The sequence below is a fragment of the Azonexus hydrophilus DSM 23864 genome (assembly GCF_000429605.1).
Classification (GTDB): Bacteria; Pseudomonadota; Gammaproteobacteria; order Burkholderiales; family Rhodocyclaceae; genus Azonexus; species Azonexus hydrophilus.
The window spans coordinates 336,911-350,480 of record NZ_AUCE01000011.1 but is presented as its reverse complement, the minus strand read 5'-3'; the positions used below and the strand labels follow the sequence as shown (position 1 = coordinate 350,480).

The window sequence follows — 13,570 nt, the reverse complement described above, 5'->3', positions numbered from 1 at the left end:
CAGCACGGAGGAAGCGCCTTGCGCGGCATTTCATTCAGAAAACCGGGGTTCGCCTATAGCCTGGTGCTGCGCATCGGGCTGCTGACGTTGCTCGCCCTCGCCGCTTTCGCCGTCGGCATCATCAAGCTGATCGGCCAACCGACCGTCGAGCGCCTGGCCGAATCGCAGATGCGCCTGGCGACCGAACAGCTCGAATCGCGCTACGAGCGCCTGCTGCATTCGGTCGAGATCACCCTGCGCACCAGCCACGGCTGGGGCCGCGCCGGCAGTGTCGACCACGCCGACCTGCTGCGCTTCAACGAATTCTTCTTCCCGGTCCTGGCCAACCACGACGAGATCAACTCGATCATCCTGGCCCATGAATCGGGCCGCGAATTCTTCCTGCTGCTGACCCCGGAAGGCGGCTGGATCAACCGCATCAGCAACCCGGCCGAATGGGGCCGGCTGAGTTTCTGGATCACCTGGAACAGCCAACGTCAGATCGAGCGCATCGAGATCCGCGAGAGCGATTACGACCCGCGCCAGCGTCCCTGGTTCAAGGGCGCCATGGCGCTCGACAGCGATACCGGCGTGCACTGGACCCAGCCCTACATTTTCTTCACCACGCAGGAACCCGGGCTGACCGCCGGCATGCGCTGGCAGGATGCCGGCGGCGAACGCTACGTCATCGCCCACGACGTGCGCCTCGGCGACATCGCCGAATTCACCACCAGTCTGGCCCTCGGCAGCGCCGGCCAGGCGGCACTGCTGCTCGGTGACGGCCGCCTGATCGCGCCGCCGCGCGACGAGCGTTTCACCGACAGCGAAGCGATCAATCAGGCCCTGCTGAAAACCCCCGAAGAAGCCGGCTTCGGCGAGCTCGCCCAGGCTTACCGGCTGTGGCAGCAGGAATCCCCGCCAGCCGGCAGCGTACGCGCCTTCGAACGGCCGGACGGACGCTGGCTAGGGCTGTTCACGCGGCTCGACGCGAACCGGACCGGCGTCTGGCTCGGTGTCGTCGCCCCGCAACGCGATTTCGTGCCGATCACCGGCAGCGATCTGGCCGTCCTCGGCCTCATTCTGCTCTGCGCTCTCGGCCTGGGCATCGCCGTCGCCATCCGCATCGCCGGCCGCTTCGGCGAACCGCTCAGCGAACTGACCGCGGAAAGCGAGCGCATCGGCCGCCAGGAACTGGACCAACCGGTCACCACCACCGCCCCCTGGCAGGAAGTGGCGCAGCTTGCCGACGCGCTGGAGAACATGCGCCAGCAACTGCAATCCGGCCGCCAGGCGCTGCAAAGCATCAATGCCGACCTCGAAATGACGGTCGCCCTGCGTACCAGCGCCCTGCGCCAGAGCCAGGAACACCTGCAACAGCGCGAAGCCTTCTTCCGCGCCATCTTCGACAACGCCGCCGTTGGCATCGTCAGCCTCGATCCCGAATTACGGGCCACCGAAAGCAACCGGGCCTTTGCCGATTTCGTCGCCCGGACCCAGGACAGCCTGCGTGAATTGCACGATCTGTCGCTGACACCGGCCGAAACCGAACGCCTGCAGAACGCACTGCAGGTCATCCTGACCGGTGAGGAAAATGGCCTGCGCAGCGAATTCGAGTTCATCGACGCCCACGGCGCGACGCGCTGGGGCGATATCCAGGTGGCCGCGGTCCGCGACGAGGCCGGCACGATATCGTCGCTGCTGGTCAGCGTGCTCGACATCTCCGACCGCCACGAAATGCAGATCGAACTGATCCGCCAATTCGCCTTCCAGCGTGCTCTGCTCGACACCATTCCCAATCCCATCTTCTACAAGGGCGAGCACAGCCGCTTCCTTGGCTGCAACCGCGCCTACGAGGAATTCTTCGGCATCGACCGCGGCCAGTTCATCGGCAAGCGCGTGCTCGATCTGGAATTCCTGCCCGCCGACGCACGTGCTGCCTTCCAGGCCGAGGATGAAAAACTGATCGCCGAATGCGGCCGGGTCAGCCGGGTGGTCAGCATGCAGCGCGCCGATGGCGAGATCCGCGACACCCTGTACGCAGTCAGCGGCTTCCGTTCGCCGGACGGGGCGCCGGGCGGGCTGATCGGCGTCATCGTCGACATCACCGCCCAGAAGGAAGCCGAGCGCGAAGCCGAGAAGGCCCGCGCCGCTGCCGAATCTGCGGCCGCCGCCAAGGCCGACTTCCTGGCCAACATGAGCCACGAGATCCGCACTCCGATGAACGCCATCATCGGCATGACCCACCTGGCGCTGCAGACCGAACTCAACCCGCGCCAGAAAAACTATCTGAACAAGGTCGATGCCGCCGCCAAGGGCCTGCTCGGCATCATCAACGACATCCTCGACCTGTCCAAGATCGAGGCCGGCATGATGCGCTTCGAACGCACCGTCTTCAGCATCGACGCGGCCCTGCAGCATCTCGGCGACCTGTGCGCGATCAAGGCCCGCGAACGCGGGATCGAACTGCTGTTCGACCTGTCGGCCAACGTCCCCGACCGGCTGATCGGCGATCCGCTGCGCCTCGGTCAGGTCCTGCTCAATCTGGTCGGCAACGCCGTCAAATTCACCGAACAGGGCGAGGTCACGGTCACCGTGACGCTCGCCGAACAACGCGATCACGACGTCCTGCTGCGCTTCGCCGTACGCGACACCGGCATCGGCATGAGCCAGGAACAACAGGAGCGGCTGTTCAGCGCCTTCTCCCAGGCCGACAGTTCGACCACCCGCAAATACGGCGGCACCGGCCTCGGCCTGTCGATCTGCAAACGCATCGTGGACCTGCTCGGCGGACAGATTTCGGTCACCAGCCAGCCCGGCGAAGGCAGTTGCTTCACCTTCGAACTGCCTTTCGAACCGGCCGGCAGCGAGCCCGACGAGCCGCGCCGGCTGGGCATCCCGTCTGACCTGCGGACCCTGGTCATCGACGACAGCCCAGGCGCCCGCGAAGTATTCGCCCACATGTTCGCGGCGCTCGGCATCGATTGCCGGGTGGCGGCCAGCGGCGCCGAAGCCCTGGTCGAAATGGCCGCCGCCCGTCAGGCCGGCCGCCCCTACCAGTTGCTGCTGCTCGACTGGAAGATGCCGGGCATGGACGGCGTCGAACTGGTCGCCTCGATCCGCCAGGACGCGCCCGGCGACGATGCGCCGGCGGTGATCATGACCACCGCACACGACCACGACGAATTGCGCGACGCGCTGCATCCGCACAAGGTCAGCGCCATCCTCGGCAAGCCGGCGACGCCGTCCGGCCTGTTCGACAGCATCATGCTGGCCCTGCACCGGGCGCCGGGCGTGCCCGAAGCCCCGCGTGACGCCCAGGACAACAGCAAGCTGGCCGGGCACCGCGTGCTGCTGGTCGAGGACAACGAAGTCAATCGCGAACTGGCCGAAGAAATGCTGGCCGGCTTCGGCCTGCGCGTCGCCACCGCAGCCAACGGCGCACTCGCCGTCGACGCCGTCCGCACCGGCCGCTTCGACCTGGTGCTGATGGATTGCCAGATGCCGGTGATGGACGGCTACGAAGCCACCCGGCGCATCCGCGCGGATCTCGGCCGGGATGAACTGCCGATCATCGCCATGACCGCCAATGCCCTGGCCGCCGACCGCGAACACTGTCTGGCCTGCGGCATGAACGACCACATCGCCAAACCGATCGACATCGCCAACCTGCGCAGCACGCTCGACCACTGGCTGGGCCAGCTGCCACCGGTCGCCGCGGTCGAGACCACCGATCCAACCCCATTCACCGACGACGAACCTATCGACAGCGCCACCGCCATCGCCCGCCTGGGCGGTAATCAGGGGCTGCATACCCGCCTGTTGGGACGCTTCGTCGAGGATCAGGGCAATTTCATCGCCCGCCTGCAATCCGCCCAGGCGCACGGCGCGGTCGACGAAATGATCCTGCTCAGCCACACCATGCGCGGGCTGGCCGGCAATATTGGCGCCGACAAGCTCGGCCGCCTGGCCGGCGAACTGGAACAGACACTGAAGCAGCAGCCCGGCAATGGCGAACGCATCGAGCAGCTCTGCCAGGCCCTGAGCGTCTCCCTCGACGGCGTACTCGCCACCATTGCCCGGCACACCGGAACGGCAATCCCGAAACCCGCTGCCGGAGCCGAACTCGACCCCGCCGAACTGGCCCGCCTGCGCGAACTGCTCGGGGACGACGACGCCAGCGCCGTTCAGGTCTTCGAAGACCTGGCCGAGGCCCTGCGCAGCCGCCTCGATCCACAGGCCATCAACGATCTGACGCGCGCCATTGGCAGTTACGATTTCGAAACCGCCATAACCCTCCTCGACACGCTTGTCGCAACACTCCCGACCCGAGCGCAACAAACATGACTCCACTGCTGCCCAAGCAAAGCATCCTGGTCGTCGACGACAGTCCGGAAAACATCACCATCCTCAGCGACGTACTCTCCCACGACTACCGCATCCGCGTCGCCACCTCCGGCGAGAAGGCGCTGAAGATCGTCTATTCCGACGAGCCGCCCGACCTGATCCTGCTCGACATCATGATGCCCGGCCTGTCCGGCCTGGAAATCTGCCGCCGGCTCAAGGCCAACCCCGACCGTCGGCGCATCCCGATCATCTTCGTCACCGCCATGAGCAGCACCGAGGACGAGCAGCGCGGCCTCGAACTGGGCGCCGTCGACTACATCACCAAGCCGATCAGCCCGCCCATCGTCAAAGCCCGCGTGCGCACCCACCTGGCGCTCTACGACCAGTCGCGCGAACTCGAACGCATGGTCCGCCAGCGCACCGCCGAACTGATGACCACCCGCCAGCAGATCATCCGCCGGCTGGGCCGCGCCGCCGAGTTCAAGGACAACGAAACCGGCAACCATGTGCTGCGCATGAGCCACTACGCCCGCCTGATCGCCGAAGCCCACGGCCTGGGCGACGAAGCCGCCAGCATCATCTTCAACACGGCGCCGATGCACGACATCGGCAAGATCGGCATTCCCGACGCGATCCTGCTCAAACCCGGCAAACTCAACGCCGAGGAATGGAAGATCATGCACCAGCACCCGATCATGGGTGCCGAAATCATCGGCAAGCACGACAACGAACTGCTCGAAACCGCCCGTATCATCGCCCTCTCCCACCACGAGAAATGGGACGGCAGCGGCTATCCGCGCCAGCTCAAGGGCGAGGAAATCCCGCTGGAAGGCCGCATCGTCGCCATCGCCGACGTTTTCGACGCCCTGGTCTCGGTCCGTCCGTACAAGCCGGCATTCGCGCTCGACGACGCGCTGCACTTGATGGACGAGCAGACCGGCAAGCACTTCGATCCAGCGTTGATGGAAGCCTTCCGCAAAACGCTGCCCGAAGTCCTGCGCATCCGGGAAATTTACGCCGACGAAAACGGTGCCCTCACCGATCTCGAATTCCAGATCCGCGAGATTTACGACCACCGGAACGATCCGGCCGGTTATCCGGGCGTCCTGACCAGCCAGAAGGAAGGCGACTGATCAGCTATTCCGGCTGGCGCGAATCGATGCTCAGCGTCACCGGTCCGTCATTGACCAGCGCAACCTGCATGTCGGCGCCGAACACGCCAGTCGGCACCGGCTTGCCCAGCGCTGCCGCCAGTTTGTCGACAAAGGCGGCGAACAGTGGCCCGGACACATCGCCGCGCGCGGCCCGCCCCCACGACGGCCGGTTGCCCTTCTTCACCGACGCGTAAAGCGTGAATTGCGAGACCGCCAGGATCTCGCCGCCGGCCTCGACGACGCTGTGGTTCATCACCCCTTCTTCATCGGCAAACAGGCGCAGGCGCACCAGCTTGCCGGCCATCCAGTCGAGGTCGGCCGCGCCGTCCCCCTCCTCGAAGCCGGCCAGCACCAGCAGACCCGGCCCGATGCGGCCGGTGACGGCACCATCGACGGTCACGTCGGCCGACTTCACACGTTGAACAACGACCCGCATCGCCTCACTCCGCGGCGATGGCGGCGCGCAACTGCGCCGCGTACTGTTCCAGCACCTCGCGTGCCGGGTCCTTGCGCGGCCACGACAGGCCGATGCCGTCATCGCCCCAGCGCGGCAGCACGTGCATGTGGAAATGGAACACCGTCTGGTCGCCCTCCTTGCCGTTGCACTGCAGCAGCGTCAGCCCGGGCGGGTTGTACGCCTTGCGGATCGCGTGCGCCACCCGGTGCGCCGTGCGCATCGCCGCAGCGGCCTCGTCCGGCGTCAGTTCGAGCAGGTTGTCGGCGTGGCGCTTGACGGCGACCAGCGTGTGCCCCGGGTTCAACTGGCCGAGATCGAGGAAGGCAATCGTCTGCTCGTCCTCGTACACCTTCGACGAGGGAATCTCGCCAGCCACCAGTTTGCAGAAAATGCACTGTCCCGGCGGGGAGGTATCGACGAACATGGGCATGGCGGTCTCCTGAAGCAAAAGGACCGATTGTATGCGAGCCACTGGCGTCCGCCGCCCATTCGGACTACCTTCGTCACCTGTCGAGAATTCAACCCCCGCAAATGAAGACGCTCATCCTTCACACCGGCGGCACCATCGGCATGGTCGCTGCCGCCGACGGCTACCGGCCAACGCCCGGTTTCCCCGCCCGCCTGCGCGCCGCGCTCGCCGCCCGCGACGGCAAGCGCCTGCCCGATTACGACATCGTCGAACTGCCGCCGATCGATAGCGCCGACCTGCGCCCCGGCCACTGGCCGACCATCGCCCGCGCCCTGCTCGACCGCTGGGACGACTACACCGGCTTCGTCATCCTGCACGGCACCGACACCATGGCCTGGAGCGCCTCGGCGCTGTCCTTCATGCTGCGCGGCACCGACAAGCCGCTGATCCTGACCGGCGCCCAGATTCCGCTGGGCGAGGCCGGCAGCGATGCGCTGGCCAACGTCGACGGCGCGCTACACTTTGCCGCCGTCGACCCGGTGCCCGAGGTCGCCATCCACTTCGGTGGCCGGCTGCTGCGCGGCAACCGCAGCCGCAAGCTCGCCGCCACCGAATTCGCCGCCTTCGACTCACCCAACTCCCCCCCCCTGGCCGAAGCCGGCGGCCCCGCCCACCGCGACCGCATCCTCAGCCCCGGCGAAAAATGCTTCGTCGTGCCCGAATTCGACGACCAGGCCGTCGCCGTCCTCACACTCCACCCCGGCATCGCCGCCGGTACAGTCGATGCCGTCACCGCCAATCCCCGCGTCCGCGGCCTGATCCTGCAAACCTACGGCGTCGGCAACGCGCCGCAAGGCGACCGCGAGCTGATGGCCGCGCTCGAACGCGCCGCCGCCCGCGGCATCGTCCTGGTCAACACCACCCAATGCCTGGTCGGCGGCGTCAGCCAGGAAACCTACGCCACCGGCGCCGCCCTCGCCCGCATCGGCGTCGTTGCCGTCGGCGACATGACACTGGAAGCCGCTTTCGCCAAGCTGCATTGCCTGCTCGCCAGCGAAAACGACGCCGCCAAGGTGCGCCAGGGGCTGAGTCAGTGCTGGTGCGGCGAGAAAAGCTGAGGTTTCACGTGGAACCTGAGGTCTGGCCTCAATCGCCCCGCCAGGCAATCAGGCGCTCCCTGAATGCCTGGTCGGCCCCCTGGTAGTAGGTAATCGCCGTCGCGCAGCATGTCGCGGCCGTAGAAGGTCGAGGTGTAGTCGAAGCCGAGCCGGCCAAGCTTCTGATTGTCGTCGGGCATGAAGAAATGGCGCAGATGCGGGCGAATCCCGCGAACGGGCGCCATTCTTCAGCTTCCGGGTTAACCGGAGATTAACGGTCTCACCAGCCTATCGACGCTTGCCTGGCAAATACCTCGTCAGGCGGATTTCTTCAGCGTCCCAAGCAGCCAGTGACCCAGCGCTGCGGCGATCAGCAGCACCAGCACACCCAGGCCCCAGATGCCCCAGATCAACGGGCTGAGCCAACTGATCGCGGAAGCCAGGAAAGGCGCGCTCTGCGAAACAACCTCGATGAAATTGCCGAACCCGGCCTGGAAAATTTGCGCCCAGGCAGGATCAACCCAGACCGCCAACCAGGCCGGCAAAGGAATGGCTTCGGCGACTGCGCCAAGTTCCTGGGCGGTCGGCAAGGTGTTGCCGAAAGTCTGGACCGTCCAATCGACAAAGTGCACCGCAATCAGTGCCGTACCTGTCCAGAGAAGCATGGCTAGGGCAAACAGGGACCAGATGATCATTCTCATTTTTGGGTTTCCTTTTCTAGACGACGGGAAAATGTGGATCGTTTTTTTCCGTGCAGGATAGAGGGAAAGCCGCGCGCCTCCTTCCGGAAAAACCGGATACATGGCCCCTGAAATCAAGAAGGCCACTCTTTCGAGCGGCCTTCTTGTTCTGAGCACTGAGCAGGAATCAGGACATCGTCAGCGGGAAATGTCGGGTGACACAGAAAGTGAACTCACCACCTAGGCAGCATCTAGGATATTTCACATACCTTGGCATGGCTACCAAGCAGTGTGCCAAAGAAACTGAAGATTTCCTGCAATTCTGCCACTGTTAATGGAGAGTTCTATCAAAGGGGCCATCGCATAGAGCATGCCTACAACATGCGTACGCTGGGCAATGGACAACCGTCAGCATGCCACGCTAAGACAGCTCGCAGAACGCGGCCCTGGATTGCTGAAATGTCGTGCTCCGCGATCGATAGAGACATCAGGTAGTAATGGTAATCGCCATCCGGGCCACAAACTGCGAGACCAATTGCTTCAGCACCATTTTTCCTCAGTTCTTTCCCGATCCGCTGTGCATTGGTTCGCAACGTATCCAAGTAAGCGAAACCATAACATCGAATGTCCCGGAGCAAGACTTCCTGGTCGATTGGATCAGAATGGAAAGCAATGTGCATAGACGACACCTAGGTGTGGGCTTGGGCAACGTCGTTGGCACGGTCAGACGACTCGTTCAACCAGTTTTCTCGGTCATAACTGGTATCGGGGAACAACTCGTTTAGCGTGACCTGGCGCTTGATGAGACGTTTTGCCATCGAGGCCAGACTACGAGCCTCTTCAATATTCCGGACCTCCTGCGGAGTGCAAAGCTCAACGCCTATCCCCCAACTGTACCGACGCACAGTCATGCTCGGTCGAACCGAATATTCAATCCCACCAAGCCTCAACTGATCTTCCTTGGCTGTAATCGTGTCGAAATAGCTTCTCTCTTCAGCCGAACTGGATTGTGTTCGGTAGCCAACTGTTTTCTTTCTGGATCGACCGACGCGCTTCCAGCATTTCTCTTCGCTCTTGAACATCGACAGCTCGGGGCAAGGACCAGCCTGATCACAGGCATGTCTGTGAATCGCGTCCGCGTACTTTGTCCGAAGATGCTCCCACCAGACCACCACACGGTATCCATTAACGATGAATCCAACCTCATCCCACCAGGAAAGTATCCGAGCCTCAAGGTATGTGTGAGGCATGTGAACCCCATCGTCCAGTTGCCAAGGGTGGTTCCTGTGAAACAGCCGCATTAACCGACGGTACCGTTCATAACGAGATTTCTGCATGTTCGTTAATCTTTCTGGGCACTACATATCTACAACTGAAGCGGCTTCGGGCAAGATCAGATAATTCGTCCAACCAGTTTTCTCGGTCATAATTGGTGCGGGGGAACAACTCGTTGATGGTCTTCAAAAATCGCTTCCACTACCATTCATCAACACGAGCGGAGAAGCATTAGCTCAATGGCGAGGCCTAACCACCATGGTGTACGACTGCCATCTCCACGTATCGATCAGCGAAGGCGCGAACGTTGGCACTCCTGATCGCTACATCACCGGCTTCCTGGAGGGCTTTGCGCCTAGGTATGTAGAAATCCAATTGTGTTCCGAGTTGTTCCTTCAGCAAGCTCCCATCACTTGGCGCCCAGAGGCCATTTGCGCGCCCATCGTCACCAGCCACCACCATGGCGCATGAAACCTGGCTCAGTAGTAGCTGACAAAGCCTGTCCCGAGTCGCAGCGTAAGGGAATACAAGCCCTCCAGGCCCAAGCCCCGCAGAAAATAGGGAAAGGGCAGGAAATGCCAAATCGTTAGTGAGGTTTCGGACTTTGACCCAATGCTCATCGACGCTCTTAGCAACCTTCATGTCCCTTCTGACCTTTTTTACATCCGCTTGATCGAATAGTTCCGCACGCTCACCGACCAAGAACACCAGTGCTGCAAAGTAGAAGTGCAATTGAAATACCGGAAGATTGTTCGCGCAGACCAATCCAGCCAGCGTCTCGAGCTTCTTTTCAATTGGCCAGTTCTGGTGGTAGAGGTAAATGGTCAGTGAAAGATACCCCGCTAGCGTCTCAATATTAGATATCAGCGCTGCCTTCTCGTCTTCAAGTGACTTCTCAAATGCTGCCAGGTTTTGATCTGAAATATGGTGACCAAAGGCTCGTGCTAAATAGTCACGGTAATCAGCCAACGCTTTCGTAGCCCCAGAGAACTTCTGACGCTGCTCCAAAAAAGCCACCACTGGATTCAGTTCGATTGGTCGGCTCTTGAGCAACCGCTCAAGAAACTCATTGTTGGCTGGCCTGCGCGACTCGATGAGGTCGGCGAGAACATTGTTGTCTAGCACTAACGAGTGGCGGACTACATCTGTTCCCGATAGTCCCAGGCTCTGGAGAAGTGGTTTGATATACAGCGAGTCAACTTTAGGGCGAGTAGCGCTTGCTACGCCATCGACAATCCATTGCTCTTCTAGGAAAGGTTCTACCAGCTGCATTTAGAACACCTGCGCTTCAGCTAGGCTCTTGCGAATAAAGTCTTGGCTGTCGAGATAGATGGGCTTCAGCTCACGCACTAGATTCGTGGCCAACTCGTCGACCTCCGCCTTCAAATGTCGCAAGGCCGACATCTTGTCATCGGAATCGAGAATCTTACGGGACATATCCGGCACATCGAGTGTTCGCGCATAACCCGGGTTGTTGAGCATAAACTGCAGACAGTTCTGTGTTTCCGCGACTAGGGAGAGCTCAAGATAGTATGGCTTGTTCAGTGCTTGATCACTGAAGTGCCAAACCAAGGCCGCGATATCGTAACTGCTGAGCTTTATGTCTTTGCTCGAGTCCCTTTTGAGGTTTTTCAGTAGCCGTATGACTTTCTTGGTACAACCATTGGTACGACCGTCTTTCTCCTCGATGCGCCGCATATGGAGAAAAGGACGATTAGTTATCAACGTCCGTTCGTGCTTATCAAGTACCTTTACCTCACGATCATGCTTTTCCTTCGACACCTGATATGCCGCAGTGTCATGCCAATGGCTAGGGACAACATCGATCTTTCGCTGCAATGAGCCACCAGATAGCGAAATCGATTTTGCACCCGACGTATCGACAGTTACCGCAGGAAACTTCTGGGTGAGAATGGATTCGCATTGGGATCGTAGCTTCAACATCTCGTCCAGAACAGACAATGGAAGCGTGAAATAGGTCTGTGCTCGGGGTCCCGTATGGTCAACAGTTACAAAACGGTCATGGAGCACGAGCAGGTCAATATCACTGGCTCGCCGAATATGAATATCCAACGGCACAGAGCCTTGGTACTCAAATGTTGCCGAAATTCCTACGCTTTGGAGGCATGGACCAAGTTGGTTCTTCACCCGGTCGCCTTCTTGGAAGCTAATCGCAGTGTACTTCGCATCCAGCGCCTGCATAGCTCCTAATGCGTATTTGATTGCGTCGGTTTTTGCGCGCTTCTCGTATGCCTCGCTGAATTCCTCACTTATCGAGTCAAGTGCGACAGCCTCACGGAAATTAGCTGAAAGCGCAGCGTTGCCTAACCCCATGCGCCGACTACGCATGTTGGCGAGTTTTTGAGTGTAATTAGCCACCAGTCTTCTCCTTCCGAACCAATTTCATACGGCCGAAAGTAATCCGACCCTTGTTGTTGAAATAGTCACCTTCAGCAGTTGTCAGCTCTTCGTTGAGTAACAACTCGCAATACCCAACATGGGAACGCAGCTCCGGCTCGCCGATCTTGGGCTCGTTTTGATAGCTGTACATCAAGACGTAGCCACGTCCCGGCTCCTTCACCAAAGAGGCGGACTTACTGCGGGAACTGGATTGCCCCGTGTTTAGATAGACCCGGATTTTTTCCCAAGTCTGGCTGATGGTTACCGTTGCATGCCAGCAATGAATCGCGTTCCCGTCCTGATCTCTTGTTTCCCCCTGACAATCCCACTCACCGTTCAAATCCGGGACTCCTAAGAGCGTTTGCACGAACTTTCGGCGCCACACCCACTTCTCGAATGCCAAGTGTCCAATTAAATAAAAAGTGGTTGCGTTCACCGGAAAGAGAACCACTTTGGCTGCTTCATTCGAGACGCCAAATTTTTGGACCAAATCTAGCCCCAAGGTAACCAATACCGCCGTAATCGATGCCAGAAGCCCGGCGGCGACCCCCAGGTAGCGGCCGATTGAGGCTCGACTATGCCCAATGACTGAATATTCGTGTGGCTGCATTTATGCCCTTAGATCTTGCCAATGAGAGGTAGTGATTTGGGCGAGCAGGCATCCAACGCGAGGTGGATCAGGTAGCCGGCAGCACCAACCAACAATACGAGACGGATTGCTTTGTCGACCGGGTGCTCGGCCTCCCACTCATACACCTTGTAGGCCCCCCAACCCAGAATTCCTGCGAAAGCAACACTATGAAAAAACTGGCGATGATTAGGGTGTAATGCTGGTTCAATTAAGTCGGGGAGATTGGTTGTAGCTGCAGCCAACACAGCGCCCACAACAGGCCGCAACGTCTTTTCATTGCGGTTGTACTCCGCGTGCGCTAACGCAGTCCCTACAGCAACAGCCGCAGCCAAACGATGAGTTGCGCCATTGGACATAGCAGTTACTCCTAGCCAGATAGCGAGTTAGTAGCGCAAATAGCGCTCAAATTGCTTACCGGTGTGTTTGAGCCATAGCCCCAACGATAGGATCAGGGCTGTAAGCACCAACCCAATAGCACTTTCGGGAACCCAGGCCGTCGGTAACGAAGGATAGATATCGGCCAGTGTCCCTACACTCGCGCTGCTATTAGCCATGCTCGTCATAGCTCCCACTGCTGTTGTAGCCACTTTGCCCACCAATCCGACAATACCAAGCCAGTAACCCAAAGTGATCAAAAAATCGCCTAGCGCAACCAGGCGTTTCGGATTGTCCAAGAATGCATTGAAGATTTTTTCAAACACCTGCATATCCTCCCAATAAGACGAGAAAGTGAAGCGGCTCGTAGTGCTTCCTGCTACCCACGTTTAGCCCTTTGGAGGAAAAGGGTCGTTGCCGTGGCTATCGCGCTCGCGGATACGCCCATCACGGCCATGAATGAACAATTCGGTACCCTGGTTCCTAGCAATATCACGAGCACGGTCAATTGCTTCCTTCTGTGTATCGACAACCACAGTGGCACGCGCAGAGCCGGCCCCCTTAACCGCCCAAGCATCATCATGCGGAACTACGTGTTGATTTCTCTTCGTCATTTCAATCTCCAGAACATGTAGATGGATGTCCGTATCGGCCACCCCATATTCGTAAGATAAATCTAACTATCGAAAAATACAACCCTTGCACAACATTTTTGTTCGGGTGTATCTTACGAGGTACGCTCCCGGCTAGCGGGTTTCAGTTCGAGCAC

General features: G+C 60.1%; 14 protein-coding genes. 3 read left to right on the top strand and 11 right to left on the bottom strand.

All coding sequences use genetic code 11. From position 1 onward, the window contains the following. Positions 1-18: 18 nt before the first annotated feature. Together G471_RS18175 and G471_RS0102310 are read left to right on the top strand one after the other, a co-directional pair. On the top strand, positions 19-4,323 hold the full coding sequence (locus tag G471_RS18175; protein WP_157272431.1) for a response regulator: 4,305 nt from the start codon (positions 19-21) through the stop codon (positions 4,321-4,323). Continuing rightward, positions 4,320-5,456, top strand: coding sequence for a response regulator (locus tag G471_RS0102310; RefSeq protein ID WP_028993904.1), 1,137 nt, complete (start codon positions 4,320-4,322; stop codon positions 5,454-5,456). Before G471_RS18175 ends, G471_RS0102310 begins: the two co-directional genes overlap by 4 nt. A gap of 4 nt (positions 5,457-5,460) precedes the next feature. Here the strand turns inward: G471_RS0102310 and dtd are convergent, their stop codons facing one another. After that, positions 5,461-5,913 (bottom strand): D-aminoacyl-tRNA deacylase, encoded by a 453-nt coding sequence (gene dtd, locus G471_RS0102305; protein WP_028993903.1) that lies wholly within the window; start codon positions 5,911-5,913, stop codon positions 5,461-5,463. Positions 5,914-5,917: 4 nt separating this feature from the next. Further along, entirely contained in the window at positions 5,918-6,364 is a 447-nt protein-coding gene (locus G471_RS0102300) for an HIT family protein (protein WP_028993902.1), read from the bottom strand. Positions 6,365-6,465: 101 nt separating this feature from the next. On the opposite strand from G471_RS0102300, the gene G471_RS0102295 reads away from it, so the two are divergent. Continuing rightward, positions 6,466-7,461, top strand: a complete 996-nt coding sequence (locus G471_RS0102295; RefSeq protein ID WP_028993901.1) for an asparaginase — start codon at positions 6,466-6,468, stop codon at positions 7,459-7,461. On the opposite strand, the gene G471_RS0102290 is transcribed toward G471_RS0102295, so the two are convergent. The 9 genes from G471_RS0102290 to G471_RS18580 form a co-directional block, all read right to left on the bottom strand. Continuing rightward, positions 7,434-7,685 carry a hypothetical protein gene (locus G471_RS0102290; protein ID WP_028993900.1) on the bottom strand — a complete coding sequence of 84 codons (252 nt, stop codon included), beginning with the start codon at positions 7,683-7,685 and terminating at the stop codon, positions 7,434-7,436. The two genes, G471_RS0102295 and G471_RS0102290, sit on opposite strands and share 28 nt — an antisense overlap. 72 nt (positions 7,686-7,757) lie before the next feature. Next, positions 7,758-8,141 (bottom strand): hypothetical protein, encoded by a 384-nt coding sequence (locus tag G471_RS0102285; RefSeq protein ID WP_028993899.1) that lies wholly within the window; start codon positions 8,139-8,141, stop codon positions 7,758-7,760. A gap of 668 nt (positions 8,142-8,809) precedes the next feature. After that, the gene (locus G471_RS19005) at positions 8,810-9,202 is read right to left on the bottom strand and encodes a hypothetical protein (protein WP_157272430.1); all 393 of its coding nucleotides are present in this window, start codon (positions 9,200-9,202) and stop codon (positions 8,810-8,812) included. Positions 9,203-9,644: 442 nt separating this feature from the next. Beyond that, entirely contained in the window at positions 9,645-10,667 is a 1,023-nt protein-coding gene (locus G471_RS0102275; RefSeq protein WP_051295216.1) for a hypothetical protein, read from the bottom strand. Then, on the bottom strand, positions 10,668-11,774 hold the full coding sequence (locus tag G471_RS16410) for a nucleotidyltransferase-like protein (RefSeq protein ID WP_169720477.1): 1,107 nt from the start codon (positions 11,772-11,774) through the stop codon (positions 10,668-10,670). Next, the gene (locus tag G471_RS0102265) at positions 11,767-12,405 is read right to left on the bottom strand and encodes a Cap15 family cyclic dinucleotide receptor domain-containing protein (protein ID WP_028993896.1); all 639 of its coding nucleotides are present in this window, start codon (positions 12,403-12,405) and stop codon (positions 11,767-11,769) included. The genes G471_RS16410 and G471_RS0102265 overlap by 8 nt, the downstream gene beginning before the upstream one ends. Positions 12,406-12,413: 8 nt before the next feature. Then, positions 12,414-12,782 (bottom strand): metal-dependent hydrolase, encoded by a 369-nt coding sequence (locus G471_RS19000; protein WP_028993895.1) that lies wholly within the window; start codon positions 12,780-12,782, stop codon positions 12,414-12,416. A 27-nt stretch (positions 12,783-12,809) separates the two neighbouring features. Further along, the gene (locus G471_RS0102255; RefSeq protein WP_157272429.1) at positions 12,810-13,127 is read right to left on the bottom strand and encodes a hypothetical protein; all 318 of its coding nucleotides are present in this window, start codon (positions 13,125-13,127) and stop codon (positions 12,810-12,812) included. A gap of 63 nt (positions 13,128-13,190) precedes the next feature. After that, positions 13,191-13,457: a DUF2188 domain-containing protein gene (locus tag G471_RS18580; RefSeq protein ID WP_245580487.1), complete on the bottom strand. Its 267-nt coding sequence runs from the start codon at positions 13,455-13,457 to the stop codon at positions 13,191-13,193. Positions 13,458-13,570 lie beyond the last annotated feature (113 nt).